27 protein-coding genes are annotated in these 24059 nt (G+C 70.6%); 17 read left to right on the forward strand and 10 right to left on the reverse strand.

What is annotated here, in order from left to right:
* Positions 1 to 19 precede the first annotated feature (19 nt).
* Positions 20 to 466, forward strand: a complete 447-nt coding sequence (locus ACQ66R_RS17420; protein WP_430423953.1) for a MarR family winged helix-turn-helix transcriptional regulator — start codon at positions 20 to 22, stop codon at positions 464 to 466.
* A gap of 12 nt (positions 467 to 478) precedes the next feature.
* Here ACQ66R_RS17420 and ACQ66R_RS17425 read toward each other — a convergent pair whose 3' ends face one another.
* The 4 genes from ACQ66R_RS17425 to ACQ66R_RS17440 all read right to left on the reverse strand — a co-directional run bounded on the left by ACQ66R_RS17425 (position 479) and on the right by ACQ66R_RS17440 (position 4096).
* On the reverse strand, positions 479 to 868 hold the full coding sequence (locus ACQ66R_RS17425) for a hypothetical protein (protein WP_430423954.1): 390 nt from the start codon (positions 866 to 868) through the stop codon (positions 479 to 481).
* A gap of 119 nt (positions 869 to 987) precedes the next feature.
* Positions 988 to 1449, reverse strand: a complete 462-nt coding sequence (locus ACQ66R_RS17430) for a hypothetical protein (protein ID WP_430423955.1) — start codon at positions 1447 to 1449, stop codon at positions 988 to 990.
* Positions 1450 to 2871 carry a M20/M25/M40 family metallo-hydrolase gene (locus ACQ66R_RS17435; RefSeq protein WP_430423956.1) on the reverse strand — a complete coding sequence of 474 codons (1422 nt, stop codon included), beginning with the start codon at positions 2869 to 2871 and terminating at the stop codon, positions 1450 to 1452. It abuts the gene before it with no gap.
* Positions 2872 to 2941: 70 nt separating this feature from the next.
* A complete protein-coding gene (locus ACQ66R_RS17440) occupies positions 2942 to 4096 on the reverse strand; it encodes a serine hydrolase domain-containing protein (protein WP_430423957.1) in 1155 nt (384 codons plus the stop codon).
* A gap of 109 nt (positions 4097 to 4205) precedes the next feature.
* On the opposite strand from ACQ66R_RS17440, the gene trxC reads away from it, so the two are divergent.
* The 6 genes from trxC to ACQ66R_RS17470 all read left to right on the forward strand — a co-directional run bounded on the left by trxC (position 4206) and on the right by ACQ66R_RS17470 (position 8800).
* Positions 4206 to 4652 carry a thioredoxin TrxC gene (gene trxC / locus ACQ66R_RS17445; RefSeq protein WP_430423958.1) on the forward strand — a complete coding sequence of 149 codons (447 nt, stop codon included), beginning with the start codon at positions 4206 to 4208 and terminating at the stop codon, positions 4650 to 4652.
* A 65-nt stretch (positions 4653 to 4717) separates the two neighbouring features.
* Complete coding sequence (locus ACQ66R_RS17450) at positions 4718 to 5785, forward strand: MBL fold metallo-hydrolase (RefSeq protein ID WP_430423959.1); 1068 nt, start codon at positions 4718 to 4720, stop codon at positions 5783 to 5785.
* A 130-nt stretch (positions 5786 to 5915) separates the two neighbouring features.
* A complete protein-coding gene (locus ACQ66R_RS17455) occupies positions 5916 to 6692 on the forward strand; it encodes an enoyl-CoA hydratase-related protein (RefSeq protein ID WP_430423960.1) in 777 nt (258 codons plus the stop codon).
* Position 6693: 1 nt separating this feature from the next.
* Positions 6694 to 7659 (forward strand): oxidoreductase, encoded by a 966-nt coding sequence (locus tag ACQ66R_RS17460; protein ID WP_430423961.1) that lies wholly within the window; start codon positions 6694 to 6696, stop codon positions 7657 to 7659.
* Between the two features lie 32 nt (positions 7660 to 7691).
* The gene (locus ACQ66R_RS17465; protein ID WP_430423962.1) at positions 7692 to 8189 is read left to right on the forward strand and encodes an N-acetyltransferase family protein; all 498 of its coding nucleotides are present in this window, start codon (positions 7692 to 7694) and stop codon (positions 8187 to 8189) included.
* On the forward strand, positions 8186 to 8800 hold the full coding sequence (locus ACQ66R_RS17470) for a GNAT family N-acetyltransferase (protein WP_430423963.1): 615 nt from the start codon (positions 8186 to 8188) through the stop codon (positions 8798 to 8800). The genes ACQ66R_RS17465 and ACQ66R_RS17470 overlap by 4 nt, the downstream gene beginning before the upstream one ends.
* Before the next feature lie 76 nt (positions 8801 to 8876).
* Here ACQ66R_RS17470 and ACQ66R_RS17475 read toward each other — a convergent pair whose 3' ends face one another.
* Positions 8877 to 9569, reverse strand: coding sequence for a DnaJ domain-containing protein (locus ACQ66R_RS17475; RefSeq protein WP_430423964.1), 693 nt, complete (start codon positions 9567 to 9569; stop codon positions 8877 to 8879).
* Between the two features lie 227 nt (positions 9570 to 9796).
* Here ACQ66R_RS17475 and pdxH point away from each other — a divergent pair, with 227 nt between their 5' ends.
* From pdxH to ACQ66R_RS17495, 4 genes are all read left to right on the forward strand, one after another.
* A complete protein-coding gene (pdxH, locus tag ACQ66R_RS17480) occupies positions 9797 to 10486 on the forward strand; it encodes a pyridoxamine 5'-phosphate oxidase (RefSeq protein WP_430423965.1) in 690 nt (229 codons plus the stop codon).
* Positions 10483 to 11982 carry an AAA family ATPase gene (locus ACQ66R_RS17485; RefSeq protein ID WP_430423966.1) on the forward strand — a complete coding sequence of 500 codons (1500 nt, stop codon included), beginning with the start codon at positions 10483 to 10485 and terminating at the stop codon, positions 11980 to 11982. Before pdxH ends, ACQ66R_RS17485 begins: the two co-directional genes overlap by 4 nt.
* Before the next feature lie 79 nt (positions 11983 to 12061).
* Entirely contained in the window at positions 12062 to 13708 is a 1647-nt protein-coding gene (locus tag ACQ66R_RS17490) for a long-chain-fatty-acid--CoA ligase (protein WP_430423967.1), read from the forward strand.
* A 13-nt stretch (positions 13709 to 13721) separates the two neighbouring features.
* Entirely contained in the window at positions 13722 to 14531 is an 810-nt protein-coding gene (locus ACQ66R_RS17495; protein WP_430423968.1) for a hypothetical protein, read from the forward strand.
* On the opposite strand, the gene ACQ66R_RS17500 is transcribed toward ACQ66R_RS17495, so the two are convergent.
* Positions 14528 to 15445 (reverse strand): alpha/beta hydrolase, encoded by a 918-nt coding sequence (locus ACQ66R_RS17500; RefSeq protein ID WP_430423969.1) that lies wholly within the window; start codon positions 15443 to 15445, stop codon positions 14528 to 14530. The two genes, ACQ66R_RS17495 and ACQ66R_RS17500, sit on opposite strands and share 4 nt — an antisense overlap.
* A 196-nt stretch (positions 15446 to 15641) precedes the next feature.
* Between ACQ66R_RS17500 and ACQ66R_RS17505 the strand changes: the two genes are divergently transcribed.
* Positions 15642 to 16313, forward strand: coding sequence for a PEPxxWA-CTERM sorting domain-containing protein (locus ACQ66R_RS17505; RefSeq protein WP_430423970.1), 672 nt, complete (start codon positions 15642 to 15644; stop codon positions 16311 to 16313).
* Between the two features lie 104 nt (positions 16314 to 16417).
* Complete coding sequence (locus tag ACQ66R_RS17510) at positions 16418 to 16939, forward strand: GNAT family N-acetyltransferase (RefSeq protein ID WP_430423971.1); 522 nt, start codon at positions 16418 to 16420, stop codon at positions 16937 to 16939.
* On the opposite strand, the gene ACQ66R_RS17515 is transcribed toward ACQ66R_RS17510, so the two are convergent.
* Complete coding sequence (locus tag ACQ66R_RS17515) at positions 16936 to 17382, reverse strand: DUF983 domain-containing protein (RefSeq protein WP_430423972.1); 447 nt, start codon at positions 17380 to 17382, stop codon at positions 16936 to 16938. The genes ACQ66R_RS17510 and ACQ66R_RS17515 overlap by 4 nt on opposite strands.
* Positions 17383 to 17459: 77 nt before the next feature.
* Here ACQ66R_RS17515 and ACQ66R_RS17520 point away from each other — a divergent pair, with 77 nt between their 5' ends.
* Positions 17460 to 18842, forward strand: a complete 1383-nt coding sequence (locus ACQ66R_RS17520) for a PLP-dependent aminotransferase family protein (protein WP_430423973.1) — start codon at positions 17460 to 17462, stop codon at positions 18840 to 18842.
* 196 nt (positions 18843 to 19038) lie between these two features.
* On the opposite strand, the gene ACQ66R_RS17525 is transcribed toward ACQ66R_RS17520, so the two are convergent.
* Complete coding sequence (locus ACQ66R_RS17525; protein ID WP_430423974.1) at positions 19039 to 19938, reverse strand: MBL fold metallo-hydrolase; 900 nt, start codon at positions 19936 to 19938, stop codon at positions 19039 to 19041.
* Positions 19935 to 20345 (reverse strand): TIGR01244 family sulfur transferase, encoded by a 411-nt coding sequence (locus ACQ66R_RS17530; protein ID WP_430423975.1) that lies wholly within the window; start codon positions 20343 to 20345, stop codon positions 19935 to 19937. The genes ACQ66R_RS17525 and ACQ66R_RS17530 overlap by 4 nt, the downstream gene beginning before the upstream one ends.
* A gap of 121 nt (positions 20346 to 20466) precedes the next feature.
* Between ACQ66R_RS17530 and oppB the strand changes: the two genes are divergently transcribed.
* Genes oppB through ACQ66R_RS17545 form a run of 3 tightly spaced genes read left to right on the forward strand, consistent with a single transcriptional unit; the run spans position 20467 to position 23458 of the window.
* A complete protein-coding gene (oppB, locus tag ACQ66R_RS17535; protein WP_430423976.1) occupies positions 20467 to 21390 on the forward strand; it encodes an oligopeptide ABC transporter permease OppB in 924 nt (307 codons plus the stop codon).
* Complete coding sequence (locus tag ACQ66R_RS17540) at positions 21387 to 22283, forward strand: ABC transporter permease subunit (protein WP_430423977.1); 897 nt, start codon at positions 21387 to 21389, stop codon at positions 22281 to 22283. Before oppB ends, ACQ66R_RS17540 begins: the two co-directional genes overlap by 4 nt.
* A complete protein-coding gene (locus ACQ66R_RS17545; protein ID WP_430423978.1) occupies positions 22283 to 23458 on the forward strand; it encodes an aspartyl/asparaginyl beta-hydroxylase domain-containing protein in 1176 nt (391 codons plus the stop codon). Before ACQ66R_RS17540 ends, ACQ66R_RS17545 begins: the two co-directional genes overlap by 1 nt.
* A gap of 30 nt (positions 23459 to 23488) precedes the next feature.
* Here the strand turns inward: ACQ66R_RS17545 and ACQ66R_RS17550 are convergent, their stop codons facing one another.
* Complete coding sequence (locus tag ACQ66R_RS17550; RefSeq protein WP_430423979.1) at positions 23489 to 24025, reverse strand: hypothetical protein; 537 nt, start codon at positions 24023 to 24025, stop codon at positions 23489 to 23491.
* Between the last annotated feature and the right edge of the window lie 34 nt (positions 24026 to 24059).

A 24059-nucleotide genomic window follows, 5' to 3' on the forward strand; every position in this document is an offset into this window, starting at 1 on the left:
AGTCGGAGGAGCTGGGCCTATGGCCGTCGTCATCGAGGAACATCCGGAAGTCCAGGTCTTCGACGAGATCAGCCTGATCGAGCACGGGGTGCGCACGGCGATCTCGCGAGCGCTGCCGGTGGGTCTGAGCTATCCCCAGTACGAAGTGCTGAACCTGATCGCGCGGCGGGGCGACGATCTCACCCCCGCGGCGATCGCGGACGCGCTGCGCATGACGCCGGGGGCGATCACCAACACCCTGCAGCGGCTGGAGGGCGCACAGCTGGTCTCGGTGGAGCCGTGTGCGGCCGACCGGCGCAAGAAGCGCGTGCGAATGACCGACAAGGGCCGCGAGGCCTACAACCGCTCGATGGCCGCCATCCGGCCCAAGGTGGAGAAGCTGCGCGAGGGCTTCACGCAGAAGGAATTTCGCGAGGCGCTGCCGTTCCTGCGCGCGCTGCGCGTCTGGATGAGCGAGATCAAGTAGCCGGCGCGAGGCCTATTCGGCGAGCGGGGCGTAGCCGATGTAGCCGCGCTCGACCATGCGGCGCAGGCCATCGTAGGCGGTGGCGAGCTCGTCGTAGGTGGTTCGCAGGTGGGTGAGGGCCGAGACCTGCTCGCGGGTGGGCGCGGCGCCGGATTCGCTGATGGACAACGCCGCCACCACCCATCGCGTGCGGGCCAGCGCCGCGGCGGTCGCGAGCTTCTGCACTTGCTCGCCCTCGATGGCGCCGACGGCGCCCGAGAGCAGCTTCTTGTTGGCGGCGTAAGCGGCGTAGTCGATCTGCTCGAGATGACCGCGCAGCTGGCGCTGCGCCTTGGGATCGACGTCGTCGTCAGGCTCGAAGTGGTCGCTGGAGGCGCGGCGCGTTCCGATCAGCTTGCCCATGGGAAGTCCTCTGCGGGCGAGCAGCTTCGCGCAAAACAGCTAACATTCCATTCCTGTGGGCCGTCGTAGCCTTCAGTCGGCCCGGGTCCGGCCGGACTCACTCCCGGCGGCGCGTGGTCCTAGAGGCCTTTTGCCTTGGCCAGGTTGGGTTTTGGGATCGGGTGTTCGAAGGCGCCGCCCATCTTGGCCTTCTCGGACGCGGTGTCGGCCCAGGCGCTGACGAAGGCGGTCGGCGTCGGCGCGGCGGGATCCCCGACGGCGAGCGTCCAGGCGCGGCCGTCGAGCGCCTTGGTCAGCGCCGCGCGCAGGTCCAGGTCGTCGGTCGGCGGGTCGGCCGGGGGCTTCAGCAAGGCGTGCAGGACCAGCGCGTCGGGCCGGGCCGCGACGACCGCCAGCGGCGCGCCCGCCGGGACATCCTTCAACACGGACAGAAACCCGGCCAGCGCCATGCGGGCGCGCGTGGTGCGGCGGTCGCCGCCGGCGCGGCCGACCGGCTCGGCGTCGGCCCGCACGAACGCCCACCCGCCGTTCCGGTGGACGGCGTCGTGGCTGGCGGCGATCCAGATGCGGGTGGCGGCCACCTAGTCCTTCTGCTCGGCGTAGATCTTGACCAGGCGATAGCTGAACTCGCGGGCCTCCATCAGCGACGAAACGCCAATGCGCTCGTTCAGGCCGTGCAGGCGGCCCAGGTCAGGGTCGTAGAAGAGGCCCGAGACGCCGTAAGTGGGGATGCCCACCGCGATCAGCGCCGGGGCGTCGGTGCCGCCGGCCTGCAGCACCGGCACGACCGGCACGCCGGGCCACATCGCCTGCGACACCTTCTCGATGGGGCCCACCACGGCGGGCGTCAGCGGCGGGGCGGCCTTGGGGTCGACGCGGTCGACGTCCACGTTAGAGCCGACGGTGACCTTCGCGTCGCCGACGACCCTGGTCAGGGTGTCGCGTACCTGGGCGGGGCCCTCTCCCGGGAAGATGCGGCAGTTGACGGTGACCGTCGCGCGCTGGGGCAGGGCGTTCTGGGCGTGGCCGCCCTGGATCATGGTCGGGATGCAGGTGGTGCCGAGGATGGCGTTGTTGTTGGCGTCGCGGCTGAGGACGGCGCGGGCGGCCTTGTCGTTCGGGTTGGCCACGATCGCGGTCATGGCCGCGCCCTGCTCGCCGCCCACGATCGGCGCCATGCGGGTGAAGAAGGCCCTGGTGGTGTCGTTCATCTGGACCGGGAACTCATAGGCCTGGATGCGGCCGATCGCCTTGGCGAGCTCGTAGATCGCGTTGTCCGGCACGGGGCGCGAGGAGTGTCCGCCGGGGTTGGTGGCTTCGATCTTGAAGCTGAACGAGCTCTTCTCGCCGGCCTGGATGGTGTGGGCGATACGCTTGCCCTGGGCGTCGAGATTGCCGCCCGCGCCCTCGTTCAGGGCGAACGCGGCGTCGATCAGATCGCGCTTGTTCTGGGCCAGCCAGCGGGCGCCGTTCACGTGGCCGCCGCCTTCCTCGCCGCAAGTGAGCGCCACCTTGATGGTGCGGCGCGGCGTGTAGCCCTCGCGCTTGAAGCGGATGATCAGGTCGGTCCAGATCGAGGCCTGGGCTTTGTCGTCGCTGGCGCCGCGGGCGTAGAAGTAGCCGTTCTCCTCGACCAGTTTGAACGGGTCGCGCTCCCAGTCCTCGCGCTTGGCCTCGACCACGTCGATGTGGGCCAGCAGCAGGACGGCCTTGGCCTTGGGGTCCTTGCCGGGCAGCACGGCCACGAGGCCGCCGTCCTTAGGCCGGCCCTCGGGCGTGAAGACGGTCAGCTGGCTGTCGGCGAAGCCCGCGGCCTTCAGCCGGTCGGCCATGCGCTGGGCCGCCAGGGTGCAGTCACCGGCCGAGAAGGTGGTGTTGGTCTCGACCAGCTCTTTGTAGAGCGCGCGGAACTGGGCCTCGCCGGTGTCCTTGGGGGCCTTCTGGGCCAGCACAGGCGTGGCCACGAGCGACAGCGCGGTCAGCGCCGATACAAACCTGAACATCGATAACTCCCCCGACGAAGGCGCGGACTATTCCACCGCGCCGCGCCGTCGGGCAAGGCAGGCGTTAAAGCTAGCCCGCCGCAGCGGCCGCGAAGACCTCCTGGGAGAGCCGGCCGCTCATGCCTTCGGTGGAGGTGTTGGTCATCAGGACCACGCTCTTCCCGCCGGCGGGATCGACGAACCAGCTGTGGCCGTAGACGCCGCCCCACATCCAGGCGCCGGCCGGGAGCGGCGAGCCCGACGCGGCCGGGTCCAGCATCACCGCGCCGCCGAAGCCGAAGCCCCAGCCGGGGCCGCTGGTGACGATGGCGTGGCTGCCGGTCTGGTTGGTCATCATCGCGCTGGCGGTCTCGGGCCCGACCACGCCGCCGCCGCCGGTGCGGATGGCTTCCAGGAAGGTGAGGAAGTCGGGCGCCGAGCAGACCATCCCCGCGCCGCCGGACGGGAATGAGCCCGGCGTGAAGATGCGGTCCGGCGCGAACTTGATGCCCGAGAGTTCGGCGAAGGGGACGGTGTGGGTCGCGCCCATCGGCTGTGGCGGCGGGCCGTCGGCGTAGGGGCGGGCCAGCCGCGCCTTGTCCGAGACGCTGAAGCCGGTGTCGGCGAGGCCCAGTTTGTCGGTGACGCGTTCGCGGACCACCTCGGGCAGCGACTTGCCGGTGGCCTGCTCGACGGCGGCGCCCAGGACGTCCATGCCGACGGAGTAGAGCCACGCGACGCCGGGCGGGAAGAACAGGCCGGCCTCGGTGATGCGCTTCAACTCCTCCGGGAAGCCCAGGCCCGGCTGGTCCATGCCGTCGGACACGCCCAGCTGCAGGTAGGGGCCGTCGACGGGCTGCATGAAGCCGTACGACAGGCCGGCGGTGTGGGTGATCAGGTGGCGAAGGGTGATGGTCAGCGGCTCACCCTGCCAGCGGGGCTGGAACTCGGGCAGGTAGCGGATGACGGGGTCGTCCAGGCCCACGACGCCGGCCTCGACCAGCGCCAGCACGGCGGCGGTGACCAGCGGCTTGGTTAGCGAGGAGGCGCGGAAGATCGCGTCGCGCTGCATCGGCCGGCCGGTCTCGAGATCGGCATGGCCGGCGGCGCGGGCGTAGGCCAGCTCGCCGTCCTTGGCCACGAGCAGCACCGCGCCCGCCACGCGACCTTCGCTGAGCGCCGCATCGACGATGGGATCCAGCGCGGCGGCGAGCGCAGAATCGGGACGTTCCTTGATCTCGGCCATGACGATGATCCCCCTTTGGTGTTTTCGTTGTGTGCAAAGCTAGCCCCGCGACGCGGCGTCATTCAAACCGATCCTGCGTCCGGGCGTTAGTGGGCCTGGGAGGCATTCGATGACCGATCTGCTGCATGTGGTGTGTCCGCACTGCGACGCCCGGAACCGCCTGCCGGCCGCAAGGCTGAGCGAAGCGGCGAAGTGCGGGCGCTGCCAGAAGGCGTTGTTTACCGGCGCGCCGCTGGCGCTGGACCAGGCGCGGTTCGACAAGCACCTGGCCGGCAGCGACCTGCCGCTGATCGTGGACTTCTGGGCCGAGTGGTGCGGGCCCTGCCGGGCCATGGCGCCGATCTTCGCCCGCGCGGCGGCGGAACTGGAGCCGCGGGCGCGGTTCATCAAGGTGGACGTCGATGCGAACCCGGCGCTGCAGCAGCGCTACCGCATCCAGGGCATCCCGGCGCTGCTGTGCCTCGTCGGCGGCAAGGTGGCCGCGCAGCAGGCGGGGCTGAGCGACGCGGGCGTCTTTCGCCAGTGGGTCGACCGCTTCGCGCCTGCGATCACCTAGGCGTTGCCCTCCCTAGGGTAGCCGCCGGATAATGACGGAGCGGAAACCTGGGTGGGAGTGCGGGCGTGCGGGACGGAATCGAGCAGGGAACCTGGGAAAGCCACAGGCCGAAGCTGACCTACCCCTTCGATCATGCGCCCAAGGCGGGCGAGGCCGTCGACATCGCGCCCGGTGTGAAGTGGCTGCGGATGCCGTTGGGCGGGGCGCTGCAATGGATCAACGTGTGGGCGATCGAGGACGGCGACGGCTATGCGATCGTGGACACCGGCATCGGCGGCATGGAGACGCGCAACGCGTGGCGCGCGGCGCTGAAGGGACCGCTCGGCGGCAAGCGGGTGACCCGGGTGTTCGTAACACACATGCACCCCGACCACATCGGCATGTCCGGCTACCTCACCCGCAAGTTCGACGCGCGCCTGTGGATCACGCGGCTGGAATACATCACCTGCCGCTCGCTGGCGGCCGACACGGGGCGTGAGGCCCCGCAGGACGCGATCGCCTTTTTCCGCGGCGCGGGCTGGGACGAGGAGGCGCTGGAGAACTACCGCGCCAAGTTCGGCGGCTTCGGTCGCGGGCTTTATGCGCTGCCCGACAGCTTCCACCGGCTGAACGACGGCGACGAGGTGAAGATCGGCGCGCACGTCTGGCGCGTGGTGGTGGGCTCGGGCCACAGCCCGGAGCATGCCTGCCTCTACTGCCCGGACCTGAAGCTGCTGATCTCGGGCGACCAGGTGCTGCCGAAGATCTCGTCGAACGTCTCGGTGTTCCCCACCGAGCCCGACGGCGACCCGCTGACCGACTGGCTGACCTCGCTGAAGCGGATCAAGACCCAGGTGCCCGACGACGTGCTGGTGCTGCCGGCCCACAACGACCCGTTCCACGGGCTACATGCGCGGCTGGACCACCTCGTGAACGGCCACGAGCGGGGGCTGGAGCGGCTGCACAAGCTGCTGGCCGAGCCCAAGCGGGTGGTGGACGTGTTCGGCGTGCTTTTCCGGCGCAAGATCGACGAGTACCTGCTGGGCCTGGCGACCGGCGAGAGCCTGGCCCACCTCAACTGCCTGATCGCCCGCGGCCAGGCGGTGCGCGAGCGCGACCCGAACGGCGTCGACTGGTACCGCGCGGCGGCGTGAGCCTGCCAGGTTCGAAAAGTGGACGGTCGCGGGGGCCGGAATTGGTTCTGCCCCTTGCGCCCATAGGCCACTAGCTTACGTCGTATCGCCAAAGCTTGTTTGAAAGGCTCGAGGGAGGGCCCGACACCCCATGACCGAACATGTGCTGATCGAGACGGCGAAGGGCGTGCTGACGCTCACGCTCAACCGCCCCGACAAGAAGAACGCCCTGAGCCCCGAGATGTACGAAGCGCTGGGCGACGCCATCGACGGCGCCGCGGACGACCCGGAAGTGCGCTGCATCCTGATCCAGGCCAACGGCGACATGTTCACGTCGGGCAACGATCTGGCGACGTTCGCGGCGGTGAACGCGGGCGACAACTCGCGCAATGAGCGGCGCGGGGCCAGCGCGCTGATCCAGGCGCTGGGCCGGGCGAAGACGCCGGTGGTGGCGGCCGTGAACGGCCGCGCGGTGGGCGTGGGCACGACCATGCTGATGCACTGCGACCTGGTGTTCTTGGCCGAGGACGCGCTGCTGACCACCCCGTTCGTGAACCTGGCCCTGGTGCCCGAGGCGGCCTCGTCGATCACCCTGCCGGCCCGGATCGGGCATGCGCGGGCCTTCTCGATGTTCGTGCTGGGCGAGCCGGTCGACGCGAAGAAGGCCGAGGCCTGGGGCATCGCCAACGCCGTGGTGCCGCTGTCGGAGCTGCGGGCGACGGCGCGGAAGGCGGCCGAGGCCGTGGCGTCCAAGCCGCCCTCGGCGGTGGCCATCACCAAGGCGCTGATGCGCGAGTCGGAGCGCTACCTGGCGCGGATGCAGGATGAGGGCGTTCACTTCAGCGCCCAGTTGAAGACGGCCGAGGCGGCCGAAGCGTTTGCGGCCTTCCGCGAAAAGCGGGCGCCCGATTTCTCGAAGGTGAGCTGAGATGACCGACCGCATCACATCGCAGTTCGGCATGCGCTCCACCGCGAAGGAGGTGGCCGCCGGCCACGACCTGACCGGCGTCAACGCCATCGTCACCGGCGCCGCCTCGGGCATCGGGGTCGAGACGGCCCGGGCGCTGGCCGTGGCCGGAGCCGACGTGCTGCTGGCCGTGCGCAACACCGACGCCGGGCAGGCGGTGGCCGACGACATTAATCGGGCCGGCAAGGGCGTCGCCACCGTCGGCAAGCTCGACCTGTCGGATCTGGCCTCGGTGGGGTCGTTCGCGACGTCGTGGGGCGACCGGCCGCTCAACATCCTGATCAACAACGCCGGCGTCATGGCCTGTCCGCTGGGCTACACCGCGCAGGATCTCGAGACCCAGGTCGGCACCAACCACTTCGGCCACTTCCTGCTGGGTCTGCTGCTGGCTCGGGCGCTGATGAACGGGGCCGACGAGGGCCGGGCGAGCCGGCTGGTGTCGCTGTCGTCCATCGGCCACCGCCGCGGCGGAGTGGTGTTCGAGGACATCCACTATCGCAACCGCCCCTACGACAAGTGGGAGTCCTACGGCCAGTCGAAGACGGCCAACGCCTTGTTCGCCGTGGGCTTCCATGACCGGTTCGCCGACCTGGGGATCACGGCCAACGCGGTCATGCCGGGCGGCATCCGCACGCCGCTGCAGCGCCACCTGACCGACGACGAGATGCGCGCGTTCGGCTGGATCGACGAGCAGGGCCGCGTGAACGACCGCTTCAAGACCCCCGAACAGGGCGCAGCCACCAGCGTCTGGGCCGCGCTGGCGCCCGAACTGGAGGGCGTGGGCGGCCTCTATCTGGAGAACTGCAACCAGGCCCTGCCGTGGACCGAGGCCAACCCCTTCGAAGGCGTCCTGCCGCACGCGCTGGACCCCGAGGCGGCCGAGCGGCTTTGGGCTGTGTCGGAAGAGACGACGGGCGCGCGGCTGTAGCCGCCCCGGCGGCGAGCGCCTAGAACTGTGACATGAGCGTGAACGTGGAAAAGCGGGTGAAGGTGCGGGTGGCGACGCCGGCGGACATTCCGCTGATCGTGTCGTTCGTCCGCGAGCTGGCGGAGTACGAGCGGCTGCTGCACGAGGTCGAGATGACCGAGGCGGACGCGCGCCGCGACCTCTTCGGCGAGAACCCGCGCTGCTTCTGCGACATCGCCGAGCACGGGGGCAAGCCCGTCGGCTTCGCGCTCTGGTTCTACAGCTACTCCACCTTCCGCGGGCGGGCCGGAATCTATCTGGAGGACCTGTTCGTGCGCGAGGAGGCCCGTGGGCTCGGGGCCGGCAAGGCGCTGCTGCGGCGGCTGGCCGAGCGCTGCGTCGACGCCGACCTCGGCCGGCTGGAGTGGGCGGTGCTCAACTGGAACACGCCCTCGATCGAATTCTACGACAGCCTGGGCGCTACGCGGAAAGACGACTGGACGGTCCGGCGGCTGGACGGCGAGGCGCTGCGGCGTCTCGCGGGCGCTTGAGCGCCCCGCCAAAGACCGTCATCCACGCCTCGCCCGAGGCGGCCGAAGCGCTGCGCGAGACGGTTCGCACCGTGGATGTCGCGACCCTGGGCCCGCATCGCGAGCGGGCCGAGATGAAGCATGTGCCGGGGCTGGTGAAGCTGCTGTCCGACCCCAGGGTGGCCGGGCCCATCTACGACCTTCCCCGGCCGATCACCGAGGACAGCGTCACCCGCTGGGTGGCCGAGAGCCAGGCTCAGGCGCTGGCCGGCGAGGCGCTGCTCATCGTCTCGCTGGACGAGGCGGGCGAGGTCGCCGGCTACTCGAAGATCACCGTTTGGCCCGAGCACCTGTCGGCAGAGCTTGCCGGGGCGGTCCGCGCCGACCTGCAGAACAGCGGACGCGGCGGGGCGGGCATGGCGCACAGCTTCGGCTGGATCTTCGAGACCCTGGGCGTCGAGCTGATGTGCCTGACCGCGGCGCTGGACAACGTCCGCGTCCAGAAGGGCATCGACGCGGCGGGCTTCGTGCGCATGGGCGAGCGCGACGCCGTCCGCGCCGACGGGACGGTGCGGAAGTCCGTGTACTGGGAGATGACGCGGGAACAGTGGCGCCAGCGGCATCGGCTGTAGGCCGCTCGCCAACTCGCCGATCGTCATGGTCGGGCTCGTCCCGGCTACAACGTTCAGATGTGGGTGCGTTGAAGTGCTAGGCCGCCCAAGCGGCCGCGAACCTGCGCAGCAGGGCGAGCGCGGCGCTGTCGGCCATGCCCTGCGTGGCGGTCAGGCGGACGAAAAGGTGGCCGGCGGCGCGGCGGCCGCGGGCCGGCAGGCCTTCGCCATCCACGCGCACTAGGCCGCGCTCGGCGGCCTTGCGGTCGATCCAGACGCTGCGTCGGCCGATAGGCGTGTCCAGGCTGATGCGGCCGCCCTTCTTCAGCACGGCCGGGGCGACCTTGACGGTCATCCAGAGATCGTCGCCGCGTACGATCACGCCGTCCTGGGCGCGGATGTAGACGCAGAGTTCGGCGCCGCCGGCCCGGACCTTGTCGCCCGAGCGCAGGCCGGGCGGCAGGGTGATGCGGATCAGCTTCCCGTCGGGCATCCGGTGGTCGACCTCGCCGCCCTCGAGCGCCAGCAGCGGCGAGATCTCGAGGTCGGGGTCGGGGTCGGGCTTGGGCCGCGCGGGCGTGGCGGTGAAGCGGTCGTCCAGCGGATCCTGCAGGCGATGGAAGGCGTCCACCACCTGGCGGAAGGCGCCCTCGTCGCCGCCGGCGTCGGGATGGGCGCGCTTGGCGGCTTCGCGAAACGCCTGGCGGACCTCCGCGGGGGTGGCGGCGGAGGTCACGCCCAGCACCTCACGGGCGTACTTCAGGCTCATTTCGGCGGCGGCCGGAGTCATGAGCCGGAACGTTATGGTGAACGCCGTCAACGCTCCGTTAAGGCGCGAAGGCAGGGCGCGTAACCCGAGCCCTCCTCACCCGTAGGGGGAGGGGGACCGCCCGAAGGGTGGTGGAGGGGGCGCGAGATCAGGGCTCAGCGGGTGGGCCTCTCCCCTTCCACCATGCTGCGCATGGTCCCCCTCCCCCTACGGGTGAGGAGGGTGCGGAATGCGGCGGGCCGGGCTATATGCCGAGCGTGACCGATCAGACCCCCATCCCCCCGTCGCCCAGCGAGGACGATTACGTCCGCCAGGTGGTGTCCGCCGAGCCGCCGCCGCTGCTCAGCGAGACCGACCCCATCGCCCTGTTCCAGGAATGGTTCGCCGAGGCGGTGGCGAAGGAGATGAACGACGCCAACGCCATGGCGCTGTCGACCGTCGACGCCGACGGGATGCCGGACGTGCGCATGGTGCTGCTCAAGGCGGCCGACGCGGATGGGTTCGTGTTCTACACCAACCTGGAAAGCGCCAAGGGCTCCGAGCTGGCGGCCAACCCCAAGGCGGCGCTGCTGTTCCACTGGAAGTCGCTGCGCCGGCAGGTGCGGGTGCGCGGCGTCGTGACCCGGACCACCGACGAGGAAGCCGACGCCTATTTCGCCACCCGGGCGCGTCCGGCGCAGATCGGGGCCTGGGCCAGCGCCCAGTCGCGGACCTTGCCGGACCGGCTGGCGCTGGAGAAGAAGATCGCCGAGGTCGGCCTGCGCTTCGGCCTGGGCAAGGTGACGCGTCCGCCGCACTGGTCGGGCTTCCGCGTCGTGCCGCAGTCGATCGAGTTCTGGCGCGACCGGCCCTTCCGCCTGCACGAACGCCTGCTGTTCGAGACGGCCGAGGATGGGCGCGGGGGCGCGGGCTGGACCACCCGCCGGCTGTTTCCTTGAGCTGGAGCGCGCCTGCCGGTCTCGAGGCCGAGCTGATCGCGTGGTTCGCCGGCCGATCCGAACGGACAATCGACACCGCCTGCGCGCACGTCTTCCTGGCGCCCGAGGCCGCGTGGAAGATCAAGCGCCACGCCGACCTGGGCTATGCCGACTTCTCGACCGTCGAGCGTCGCAAGTGGGCGCTGGATCGCGAGCTGGAGTTCAACAAGGCCGCGGCGCCCGACATCTATCGCGCCGTGCGGGCGGTGACGCGTGAGGCGGACGGCAGTCTGGCGATCGACGGCGCCGGCCCGCCCGTCGAGCACGTGCTGGAGATGCGCCGGTTCGATGAGACCCAGGTGCTTTCGGCCCGGCCCGAAGCGGTGGACGGCGACGTGGCCGAGCAGCTGGGGCGCACGATCGCGGGGTTCCATGCCACCGCGCCGCTGCGGCCTGCGGGCGGGCTGACGGCGCTGGCGTTCACCGTGGGCTCGAACGCGCAGTTGCTGCGCGAGACCTGCGAGGGCCTGGATCAGGACCGGGTCGAGGTGATGATCGCGCTGACCGAGGAAGAGCTGGAGCGACAATCGCCGCTCCTGGCGCACCGGGCGGCGAGCGGCTTTTCGCGGCGGTGCCACGGCGACCTGCACCTGGGCAACATCCTGATGGAGGGCGGCCGGCCCGTCCTCTTCGACTGCATCGAGTTCAACGACCTGCTGTCGGACCTGGACGTGCAGTACGACCTGGCGTTCCTGCTGATGGACCTGGACTTCCGTGGGCGGCGCGATGCGGCCGTGCGGGCGCTGTCGGGCTACATGGACGAGGCCGCGCGGCGCTTCCCGGCCGAGATCTGGCACGGCCTGGCGACGATGCCGCTGATGCTGTCGGTGCGGGCCGGCGTGCGCGCCCACGTGTCGGCCCACTCGGGCGATCCGGCGACCGCGCGGGCCTATGTCGAGGCGGCGATCACCCACCTGTCGCCGCCGCCGCCGGTGCTGGCGGCGGTGGGCGGACTGTCGGGGTCGGGCAAGTCGCGGTTCTCGCGCGTGATCGCCCCGGCGCTGGGCGCCTCGCCGGGCGCGGTGATCCTGCGGACGGACGAGGTGCGCAAGCGGCTGCTGGATGTGGCGCCGACCGAGCGCCTGCCGCCCGAGGGCTATGCGCCCGAGGTCCATGCGCGGACCTACGACGCCCTGTTCGACAACGCCCGGACGATGCTGCAGGCGGGCCGGGCGGTGGTGCTGGACGCCACCTTCATCGACCCGGCGCTGCGGGCGCGGGCCGAGGCGCTGGCGGCGGAATGCGCGGTCCCGTTCCACGCCGCCTGGCTGGATGCGCCGCTGGAGGTGCTCGAAGCCCGTGTCGCCGGCCGCCAGGGCGACGCGTCGGATGCGACGGTGGACGTCCTGCACGAACAGGCGGCACGCCTGAAGACCCAGACGATGGCCTGGCCGATGGTCAGCACCGCGGCGCCCAAGGAAGCGGCGGCTCGGGCGTGGCTGGCGGCGCTAAGTTGAGGCTTTCGTTGCGGAACCGGCATCCGCTGGCTAAGCGTGCGCGGTAAGTAACAAGCGATAAGACGGGAGCGGATACGCCATGCTTGGCCTCATGCAGAACTGGCCGTTGACGGTCGACAAGATCCTCGACCACGCCAAGGCCTGGCACGGGGACCGCGAGATCGTCAGCCGCTCGGTGGAAGGGCCGATCGTGCGCTCGACCTACGCCCAGTCGCACGAGCGCGCGAAGCGCCTCTCGAACGCGCTGAAGAGCCTGGGTGTCCAGCACGGCGACCGCGTCGCCACCCTGGCCTGGAACACCGCCCGTCACCTTGAGGTCTGGTACGGCATCATGGGCATCGGCGCGGTGTGCCACACCCTGAACCCGCGCCTGTTCGCCGAGCAGCTCTGCTACATCGTCAACCACGCCGAAGACCGCATCATCTTCACCGACCTGACGTTCCTGCCGATCCTGGCCGAGAACGCCGCCAAGATGACGAGCGTGAAGCACTTCGTGGTGCTGACCGACCGCGAGGGGATGAAGGGCGTCAGCCTGCCGAACGCCCTCTGCTACGAGGACCTCATCGAGCAGCATTCGCCGGACGTGACCTGGGGCGGCTTCGATGAGACCTCGCCGGCCGCGCTCTGCTACACCTCGGGCACGACGGGCAATCCAAAGGGCGTGCTCTACTCGCACCGCTCGAACTTCATCCACACGCTGGCGACGATGAGCGTCGACGTGCTGGGCATCTCGGGCATGGACACCGTGCTGCCGGTGGTCCCGATGTTCCACGCCAACGCCTGGGGCCTGGCGCTGAGCTGCCCTGCGGCGGGCGCGAAGATGGTGATGCCGGGCCAGAAGCTGGACGGCGCTTCGATCCACGAGCTGCTGGAGACCGAACGCGTCACCTTCTCGGCCGCTGTGCCGACGGTCTGGCAGATGCTGCTGGCGCACCTGCGCGACACCAGGGGCAGCCTCACCACGCTCAAGCGTGTGGTCATCGGCGGCTCGGCGGTTCCCGAAGCGATCGTGCGCGGCTTCCGCGACGAGTTCGGCGTGGACGTGACCCACGCCTGGGGCATGACCGAGACGTCGCCGCTGGGCACCATCGCCCAGCCGTCGGGCGCCATGCTGGACCTGAGCCCGGAACAGCTGCTCCAGGCCAAGCTGAAGCAGGGCCGCACGCCGTTCACGATGGAGATGAAGATCACCGACGACGCCGGCAATGTGCTGCCGCACGACGGGACCACGTTCGGGCGCCTCAAGGTGAAGGGGCCCTATGTGGTGGGCCAGTACTTCAAGGGCGAGGGCGGCGAGATCCTGGACGAGACCGGCTTCTTCGACACCGGCGACGTGGCCACGATCGACGCTACGGGCTTCATGCAGATCACCGACCGCGCCAAGGACGTGATCAAGTCGGGCGGCGAGTGGATCAGCTCGATCGAGATCGAGAACATCGCCATGGGCCACCCGAAGGCCGCGAACGCCGCCGTGATCGGAGCGCCGCATCCGAAGTGGGACGAGCGGCCCGTGCTGCTGGTCAAGCTGCGCGACGGGGTCGAGGGCACCAAGGAGGAGTTCCTGGCCTTCCTGGAGGGCAAGATCGCCAAGTGGTGGACGCCGGACGACGTGGTCTTCGTCGACGACATCCCGCTGGGCGCCACGGGCAAGATCGACAAGAAGCTGATCCGCGACCGGATGAAGGACTACGTGCTGCCGACCGCGCGGACTCCCGTCGGGGCTTGATGGCGCCGCATTGATGTCCGAGTTCCGCGGGGCCCCGGCGGGTCCGCTCTGCGTCTACTTCCATGGCTGTCCGGGCGCGCCCGCCGAGTGCGCCTGGTTCGATGACGCCGCGCGCGAGGCGGGTGTCCGGCTGGTCGGCATCGACCGGACTGCCGTCGCGCCGGTGGCGGCGGGCGGGGCCTACTTCGAGGCGCTGGCCGCCGAGGTCGACCGGCTGGCCGCCGGCGCGCCGGTGCGCCTGATGGGCTTCTCGCTCGGCGCGTTCGTCGCCGTTCAGGTGGCGATCCGGCTGAAGACGCCGATCGCAGGAATCGATCTCGTCTCGCCCGCGGGCCCGCTGGATGCGGGGGACTTCCTGGACAGCATGGCGGGCGGCGCCGTCTTCCGGCTGGCGATGCGCTCGCCCGGCCTGTTCCGTGCGGTCACCTGGGCGCAGGGCGTGGCCGTCGGCCTCGCGCCGACCGCGGTCCTGCGCGGGCTGTTCGCCAGCGTCCGCGGCGCCGAGGCCGAACGCGCCGCGCGGCCCGACTTCCAGGCGGCGTTGGCCAGCTTCCTGGCCTGGTCCTATGGCCCCGCCCGCGCCGGGTACATCCGGGACATCGCGGCCTACGTCCGGCCCTGGGCGGCCGACCTCGAGCGGGTTTCCGCGCCGGTGCGCATCTGGCAGGGCGAGGACGACGGCTGGGCGCCGCCCGCCCTGGCCGCAAGCCTTGCCGCGGGCCTGCGCGAAACGCCCGCGGTCACGCTGTTCCCCGGCCTCGGGCACTATTCGACGCTGTTCGAAGCCGCGCCGATCGCGCTGCGCGAGGCGCCCCGGGGCTAACCCACCAGGCCCTTGCGGCGGCCCCAGGCCAGGAACAGGTCGAGCCAGCGCGACACCGGCATCTCGGGCGGCCGCCGGAGCGCGAAGCCGTGGCCGCCCTCCTCGAACAGCAGGGTTTCGACGGGCACGCCGCGGGCCTTGAGGGCCACGGCCATCTCGGTGGCGTTCTCGAAGCTGAGGCGCTCGTCGTCCATCGCCTGGACGATGAACGCGGGCGGGGTCTGGGCGTTCACCGCGAGCGGGATTGGCGGGAAGGTCGGCGACGGCGGCGGGCGCGTGCCGTCTGGATTGCGCGGCTGCACTCCCAGCGCGGCGTAGACCAGCACCATGTAGTCGGGCCGGGCCGAGGCGTCGTCGGCGGTGTCGACCGCGCCATAGGTCGGGCGCGAGAAGTCATTGCCCAGGCGGCCCACCATTTCGCCGCCGGTGGAAAAGCCCATGGCGCCCAGCTTCACGCGCGGCCCCACCGCGGCCCGCATCAGGCGCATGGCGCGCTGGGTGTCCTGGCGTGCGACGCCAAGCCCCATCTTCCAGTCCTCGGCGGGCAGGCGATAGGTGAGGACGCCGGCGACGAAGCCGTCAGCCGCCAGGCGCTGGGCCGGCTCGATCCCCTCCCGGTCGATCATCACCTGGCGGTAGCCGCCGCCGGGGACGATCAGCATGGCGCCCTTGGCCGGGCCCGCCGGCCGCCAGATCTCCAGCACAGGGTCGGTGACGCCCACGATCCCGCGGTCGCTGCGACCGCCCGGCATCTCGGTAAAGACGCTCTCCTGGCGCAGCCCCGCCGGCCGCTCGCCGCCGGGCACGCCGCGCGGCCACAGCCGGATCTTCTCCGGAGCCGGCGCCTGCGCCCGGGCCGCGCCCGCGGCGGCGGCGAGCACGCCGGCCAGGATCAGATCGCGTTTGGTCGGCATCAGGCGAATCTCCCCGTGGCGCGCAGCTTTGCCGCCTGGCGGCGCATCCGTCCACGCGGCCCTCCCAAGCGGAGCGTTAAGCCACCCCGCCGCTTAGCGGAGGGGAATGGTCAAGGTTAAGTTTCTCCTAACGGGTGAGTTCCGTTGCGCGGCGGCGCGCGGATGGCGTCTGTCGCGATGCACCTAGGGGGTTCTCATGACTTTCAAACACACCATGCTCGCGGCCGCCGCCGTGATCGGCCTGTCGGCGAGCGCTGCGCAAGCGGCCGACTATCTGCCGTTCGGCGTCCAGAACGACGTCCTCACCTCGACCGTGACCAGCGGGGGCTGGTCGGAGTGCTTCTCGCAGACCTACGGCACGTACGGCACGTCGCTCTCGAGCGCCCTGGGCGGCTGCGGCGGCGGCAGGCTGATGCTGGCGGCCCGCCTGACCGGCAGCGACACGCTGCTGCTGCTGGGCCAGGCCGATCGCGCCGACGTGCTCTTCGACACCGGCTTCGGCAACGACACGCACAACGCCAACGGCATCGAGTGGTACTATAACTCGAGCTACTCCTGGGGCTTCGCGAACGGCGGCGACACGGTCAATCGGACCAGCTGCGACGCCTCGGGCGTGTTCGACAGCAACACCTCCGGCTCGAACCAGCGCCTGTGCTGGCACACGAGCAGCGGCAATCTCGACGGTGGCTGGCGCGCCGGCAATCTGACCGGCCTGAACGGCAGCCAGGACGTGGAGCGCGTGATCTTCTCGTTCCAGGGCGGCGGCGGCGCCGTTCCGGAGCCCGCGACCTGGGCCCTGATGATCGGCGGCTTCGGCCTGGCCGGCTCGGCCCTGCGCCGTCGCCGCACGGCGTCGGTCGCGGCCTGATCCCGACCTTCGCTTAGACGACAATGCCTCGCCGCCGGCCCTTGGCCGGCGGCGATTGCTTTTGAGGGCTGCCTGCGGATGGATGACGGCGCAGGGAGGCGTTCGTGATTCAGCTCAGACCGGCCGTCGAGGCCGAGTATCCCGACATCATCGCCCTGACCAACCGGGCGTTCCGCGAGCCGGCGGGCCAGGCGGCGTGGAAGGTCGAGACCCTGGTCGGCGGGCGGCGGATCACCGAGTCGCTGCTGCGCGAGGATCTGGCCGCGCCGGGCGTCCAGCTGCTGATCTGGCGCGATGAGGGCGGGGGCCACATGGGCCACGTGCGACTGGACGCCGGGCCGGACGGCGCGTGGTATCTGGCGATGCTGACCGTGCGGCCCGACCGGCAGGACGGCGGGCTGGGGCGGGCGCTCCTGGCCGCGGCTGAAGAGTATGCCCTCGCCCGCGGCGGGCGGCGCATGCGGATGACCGTGGTGCACCAGCGGCCCGAACTGATCGCCTGGTACCAGCGGCGCGGCTATGTGCTGACCGGCGAGACGCAGCCCTTCCCCTATGGCGACGACCGCTTCGGCGCGCCCAATCGCGACGACCTGTACTTCGACGTGCTGGAGAAGACGCTGGCTTAGGCCGAGCGCCTGTCGGATACGCCGCGTCGATCGTAGGTGAAGCCGCCTTCGCCGTGGCCGCCGATCGAGTCCCAGCGGGCCTCCTCGGCCTTGTGCAGGTACTGCTCGGCCACCAGCCAGGCTTTGACGGGCTGCAGCGTCGCCAGGGCGCCGCCGAACAGCGCCGGGAAGACGGTGGCGAACTGCAGCCAGATCGGCGGCTGGAAGGCGACGACCGACCAGGCCCAGACGGCCATCACCGCGATGCTGACGCCGCTCATGACGAAGAAGGCGGGGCCATCGGCGGGGTCGGCGAACCCGTAGTCCAGGCCACAGCGGTCGCAGCGGTCGGCGATCTTGAGGAAGCTGCGGAACAGCTTGCCCTCGCCGCAGCGCGGACAGCGGCAGCGGAGGCCGGCCTGGAGCGAGGTGGGGCTTTCAGCGGGGTGGTGGCTGGCGGTCATCGACTTGCCTCCATACAATCTACGTATTGAGTGCATACAATATATGAGTAATGTATGCTTTCGACGCGAGACTCGCAATGGCCGTCATTCCTGAGCACCCGACCGCACGCTGGCTGGCGCGCCTCCCGACCGGGGGCGGACCACTGTACGTGCGGCTCGCCGAGGCGCTGGCGGCGGCGGTGCGCGAGGGGGAACTACAGGCCGGAGACCAGCTTCCGCCGCAACGGACCGTGGCCGATCTGCTGGGCGTCGACCTCACCACCGTGACGCGGGCTTACGCGGCGGCCCGTGCGCGCGGGTTGATCGAGGGTGCGGTGGGCCGGGGCACCTTCGTGCGCTCAGCCGCGGCGGCCGACGAGGCGGGGCGGGTGGACCTGTCGATGCTGCTGCCGCCTCCGCCGCAGGGGATGTCGCTGGCCGGTCTGCTGAAGGAGACCACGGCGGCCATCCTGGACCGCACCGACGCCGCCCGGCTCATGGCCTACCATCCGGGCGGCGGCAGTCTGGGTCAGCGGATCGCCGGCGCGGCGTGGCTGGCGCCGGTGCTGGGCGAGGTGGCGGCCGAGCGGGTGCTGGTGGCCCCGGGCGCCCAGGCGGCGCTGGCGGCGGTGCTGGCGCTCGCGCCCAAGGGGGGAGCGGTGGTGACCGAGCCGCTGGTCTATCCGGGCGTCCTGACCCTCGCGCGCCAGCTGGGCCTGCGGGTGATCGCCTGTCCGGCCGACGCCGGCGGGATGGACCCAGAGGCGCTGGCGCGGCTGTGCGCGCAGGAGAAGCCGGCGGCGGTCTACCTGACGCCGACCACCCATAACCCCACCGCCGTGACCATGGACGCCGACCGCCGCCGGGCCCTGGCCGAGGCCGCGCGGGCCGCTGGGATCTGGATCGTCGAGGACGACCCCTACGCCCGCCTGTTCGATGCGCCGCATCCGGCCCTGGCCAGCCTGGCGCCCGAACGGACGTTCCACATCGCCACCCTGTCGAAGTGCCTGTCGCCCGGCCTGCGCATCGCCTACCTGGTCCCGCCGAAAGGGCCGATGGCTGGCCCCACGGCCGAGAGCCTGCGCGCCGTGGGCCAGATGCCGGCGCCGCTGATGACCGCCGTGGTCACCGCCTGGATCCGCGAGGGCGCGGCCGAGAAGCTGCTGGCCGCCGTCCGCCGCGAAGCCCGCGCCCGCCGCGCGCTCGCCGCCGAGGTGCTGGCGGGGGCGAAGGGCGCCGCCGAGGGCGTCCACGTCTGGCTGGACCTGCCGCCCGCCTGGGACGCCGCCCGCGTCCACCGCCTGGCCGTCGAGCGGGGCCTGTCCCTCGTCACCGCCGACGCTTTCGCGGCGGGGCCGGAGCATCCCAACGGCCTTCGCATCGCCCTGGGCGGCCCAGCCAAGCAGGCGGTTCTGAGGCAGGCGTTGGAGAGTGTGGCGGGGCTGGTGGGCCAGTCTTCCAGCCCGCAGATCACGGTTTAACGTCCTTCTCCCCTTGCGGGAGAAGGTGTCGCGCGAAGCGTGACGGATGAGGGGTTGTGCTGGCCTGTTCGGCCGTGTGCGCCGCAGGCGTCCGACTTTCGCAGGGCCTTCAAGCGGCATCGTATTTCACGTCAGCGCGACCCCTCATCCGGCCGCCTTCGGCGCCCACCTTCTCCCGCAAGGGGAGAAGGGAAGGCTACCCTGCCAGCCGGTACGTCGCGTCCGGGCCGTCGCCGTCGGCGGTAAGCTGGCCCTTGCGGACCAGGTGCTCCATCCCGGCCAGCATCGACCGCGCCGCCGCCGGGTGCAGGCGTGAGTCGACGTCGGCGTAGAGGCGGGGGACCAGTTCGCGGATCTTCGCGGGGCCCGACTTCAGCGCGCCCAGGATCTGGTCCAGGCGCTCCTGGCGGTGGTCGATGTAGGCCTGGATGAAGGCGTCGACGTCGCGGATGGGCGGGCCATGGGTGGGCCACAGGACGTCGAACCGGCGGCCGCGGATGTCGTCGAGGCTGGCCAGGTAGTCGGTCATGTCGCCGTCGGGTGGGGTGATCACCGTGGTCGACCAGCCCATGATGTGGTCGCCCGAGAAGCAGGCGTTTTCCTCGCGCAGGGTGAAGCAGATGTGGTTCGAGGTGTGGCCGGGGGTGGCGATGGCTTCCATGGTCCAGCCGGGGCCGGAAATCACCTGGCCGCCGCCGCACAGGCTGACGTCGGGCTGGAACGACAGGTCGTGGCCGGCCTCCATCTTGGGACCGTCGTCGTCCTCGTCATGGCCCGCCACCGCGCAGCCGTAGATCGTGGCGCCCGTCGCCGCCTTGAGCGCGCCCGCCAACGGCGAGTGGTCGGAGTGGTGGTGGGTGATCAGGATGTGGGTGACGGTCTCGCCCGCCACCGCCTGCAGGATCGCCTGCAGATGGACCGGATCGTCCGGGCCGGGATCGATGACCGCGACCTCGCCCTTGCCCACGATGTAGGTGCCGGTGCCCTTGAAGGTGAACGGACCCGGATTGTTGGCCGTCACCCGCCGGATCAGCGGCGAGACCTGGTCGCAGCGGCCGTACTCGATGTCGATGTCGCGAACGTAGGGGATGCTCATCCGCCCAGGACTCCCGAGAGGTCGTAGCCGGCGGCGCGGCCCAGGCCGATCAGTTCGGCGGGAGCCTTCGCGCCGGACGTCGCCTGCGCCAGCGACCAGGTGACGATCGAGCGGGTGCCCGAGCGGCAGAAGGCCAGGATCGGACCCTCGGCCGTGGCCAGCAGGGCGCGGGTCTGTTCCACCTGGTCGGGGGTCGGCCCCCCGCGCACCGGGATATGGTGGTAGGCGAGGCCGGCGGCCTTTGCGGCGGCTTCCATATCGGCGCTGGACGGCTGGGCGGCGTCTTCGCCATCGGGTCGGTTGTTGATGACGGTCTTGAAGCCCAGGCGGGCGGCCTCGGCCACGTCGGCCAGGCTGATCTGCGGGGCCGTGGTGAACTCGTCGGTGACGCGTCGGAAGTCGCTCATGGGATACTCGTGCGGGGACAAGGGGGCTTCGTTGACATCATCGGGGGTGGGTGGAACCTTCGCAAGGTCCGGTCCGGCGTTCGCCCTTCCGGAGCCCGCTTTCGGAGGCTGTTCCCGCGCCATGCTCCGCTTCATCGGCCGGCGCCTTCTGGTTGCGATCCCCACGCTGTTCCTGGTGATCACCGCCGCGTTCTTCATGATGCGCGCCGCGCCGGGCAGTCCCTTCGAGAGCGACCGCAAGCTGTTGCCCGAGATCGAGGCCAATGTCCTGGCGCAGTACGGCATGGATAAGCCGCTGGCCGAGCAGTACGCCGACTATCTGGGCGGGGTCGTGACGGGCGACCTGGGGCCTTCGCTGAAGTACCGCGACAAGTCGGTGCTCGATATCCTGCAGGAGAACTACAAGGTCTCGCTGACCTTGGGCCTCTCGGCCATCGTCATCGCCTCGATCGTGGGCGTCAGTCTGGGGGTGATGGCGGCGCTCCGACAGAACGGGACGACGGACCATGTGGTCATGGCGGTGGCGATCCTGGGCGTCTGCATCCCCACCTTCGTGACCGCGCCGCTGCTGGTGCTGGCCATCGCGTCCAAGCTGGGCTGGCTGCCGACGGCGGGGTGGAACGACGGGGCGCTGGCCAACATGGTGCTGCCGGTCACGGTGTTGGCGCTGCCGCAGATCGCGATCATCTCGCGGCTGACCCGGGCGGGCATGATCGAGGTGCTGCACGCCAACTACATCCGCACCGCCCGCGCCAAGGGGTTGCCCGAGGGGCTGATCGTGCGCAAGCACGCCCTGCGCGCCGCGCTGCTGCCGCTGGTCAGCTATCTGGGCCCGGCCTGCGCCGGCCTGATCACCGGCTCGCTGGTGGTGGAGAAGATCTTCAACCTGCCGGGCCTGGGGAAGTTTTTCGTCATCAGCGCCCTGCAGCGCGACTACACCGTCGTGATGGGCATGGTGATCGTCTACGCCGCCCTGATCCTGGTGCTTAACCTGGTGGCCGATCTGCTGTTGGCGATGCTGGACCCGCGGGTGAGGCTGGCATGACGCTGCTCGCGCCCGACGCTTCCGACCGCATGAACCTCGCCGCCGTGAAGGGCCGCAGCCTCTGGGACGACGCGGGTCGCAGGCTGATGCGCAACAAGGCGGCCGTGGCCAGCATGGTCACCCTGGGCGTGCTGGTGCTGGCGGCCGTGGTCGGGCCGTTCCTGTCGCCGTTCGCCTATGACCAGGTGGACAAGGAGGACGTGTGGATGGCGCCGCTGACGGCGGGCCATCTGCTGGGTTCGGACGCTCTCGGGCGCGACCTGCTGGTGCGGCTGCTGGTGGGCCTGCGGGTGTCCCTCGCCATCGGCGTCGTGGCCACGCTGGTGTCGCTGGTGATCGGCGTGACGTGGGGCGCCGTGGCCGGCTACCTCGGCGGTAAGGTGGACGAGGTGATGATGCGCTTCGTCGACGTCCTTTACTCGCTGCCCTTCATCTTCTTCGTGATCCTGCTGACGGTGACCTTCGGGTCCAACATCGTGCTGATCTTCGTCGCCATCGGCGCGGTCGAGTGGCTGACCATGAGCCGGATCGTGCGGGGCCAGACGCTGACGCTGAAGAACAAGGAGTTCATCGAGGCCGCCCGCGCGGCGGGGCTGGGGCGAGCGGCGATCATCGCGCGTCATATCGTCCCGAACCTGCTGGGACCCGTGGTTGTCTACGTGACGCTGACGATACCGGCGGTCATTCTGGCCGAGAGCTTCCTGAGCTTCCTGGGACTGGGGGTGCAGCCGCCGATGGCGTCGCTGGGCGCCCTGATCGCCGGCGGGGCCTCGGACATGGAGCTCGCGCCTTGGCTGCTCGTGTTTCCGTCTCTGGTGATGGTGTTGACCCTGATGTGCTTCAACTTCATCGGCGATGGGCTAAGAGACGCCATCGATCCGAAGGACAGGTGATGACGGCCGGGGGGCTTGAGACATCGCCGGAGCAGTTCCTGGCCGACGCCGTGGCGGCGATGCGGCGCGGGGACTCCCGGGCCGCGCTCGACAGCGTGAGGCGGGCCGAGCTGGCCGCGCCGCACGATCCGCATGTGCGGATGCAGAAGGCGTTGGTCTATCGGGCCAGCGGCGCGCTGCCCGCGGCCCTGGCGGCTCTGGATGAGGCGCTGGCCCTCGATCCCTACAATTTCCTGGCGCTGCTCTCGAAGGGCGCCGTGGTCGAGCGTTTGTCGGGCGAGCGGGTGGCCGCGCGGATCTATGAGAACGCGCTGAAGCTGGCGCCGGCCGACGACAAGCTGCCGCCCAATCTGCTGACCCCGCTGGCGCGCGCCCGCGCGGTGGTCGACAAGACCCGCCAGGCGTTGGCGGCGCACCTGGCGTCCCAGGTGGGGGATATCTCTGGCGCCGGCGGCGAGCTGGCTCAGCGGCGGCTGGAAGAGGCGATCGGCGTCTACGCTGGCGTCCGCAAGGTCTACCAGCACGAGCCGCTGCTGCTGCACTATCCGCGGCTGCCGGCCATTCCGTTCTATCCGCGCGAGCTGTTTCCGTGGCTGCCCGAACTGGAGGCCGCGACGCCGGCGATCCAGGCTGAGCTCTCCGCGCTGCTGGCCTCGCGGATGGACGATTTCGCGCCCTACATGCAGATCCCGGCCGAGGCGCCGGTGAACCAGTGGGAAGAGCTGAACCACTCCCGCCGGTGGAGCTCGCTGTTCCTCTGGAAGGACGGTGAGCGTCAGGACGCGGTCTGCGAGGCCTGCCCTCGCACCGCGGCGCTGCTGGACAGACTGCCGATGGCCAACCAGCCGGGCTTTGCGCCGACCGCGATGTTCTCGGCGCTGGAGGCCCACACGCAGATCCCGCCGCACACGGGCTCGACCAACGTGCGCCTGCTCTGCCACCTGCCGCTGGTGCTGCCCGGCCCGGCGCGGTTCCGGGTGGGCAACGAGACGCGGGCGTGGAAGCTGGGCCAGGCCTGGGTCTTCGACGACACCATCGAGCACGAGGCCTGGAACGACGCCGACGAACTGCGCGTGATCCTGATCTTCGACGTCTGGAACCCGTATCTGGAGCCGGGCGAGAAGGAGCGGATCAACGCGATGATGGCGGCGAGGAACGCCTTCTACTCGGGGTGATTTCCCTCCCCATCAAGGGCGGAAACGACACTATTCCACGCGCCGCACGCGGAAGGCGCCGCCGTTGTTGATCGACATCAGGAAGCTGCCCATCGCCGCCTGGCGGATCTTCACAGGCATGCCCGGCTTGGGCGTGCGGTGCAGCTCGTTGTTGTCGATCTGGGTCCAGATCGCGCCGTCCTTCAGGCGGATCGTCCACTTGCCGGCGCCGTTGACGCTGGCCACCGCGACCTCGCCGGCGACGTTCTCCAGTTCTTCCTGCGTCTCGCCCTTCTCGAAGAGCGAGATAGACGGCATCGAGAAGCCGAAGGCCTGGCGGCGCACCTTGCGGGCCTGCTCGCGGTCGACGACCACGATGTCGCCCTTGGCCTCGGCCTGGTCGAGGGTGGCGGCGGTCTTGTCGTAGCAGGCGAGGCGGGCGGCGCCGTCGGCGATCTTCCGGCAGTCGGCCAGCTCCTGGAAGATCTGGGCGCGACCCTCAGGCTTGGGCTGGGCCAGCGCGGCCGGCGGGGCGGCGACTGCGGCGAAAAGCAGGCTGAGCGCGAGAACGCTGCGCGGCATCATCATGGCGGGTCTCGGTGATCCAGGGGCGATTCCTTTC

The sequence above is a fragment of the Phenylobacterium sp. genome (genome assembly GCF_965284355.1).
In the GTDB taxonomy this organism is placed as follows: Bacteria; Pseudomonadota; Alphaproteobacteria; order Caulobacterales; family Caulobacteraceae; genus Phenylobacterium.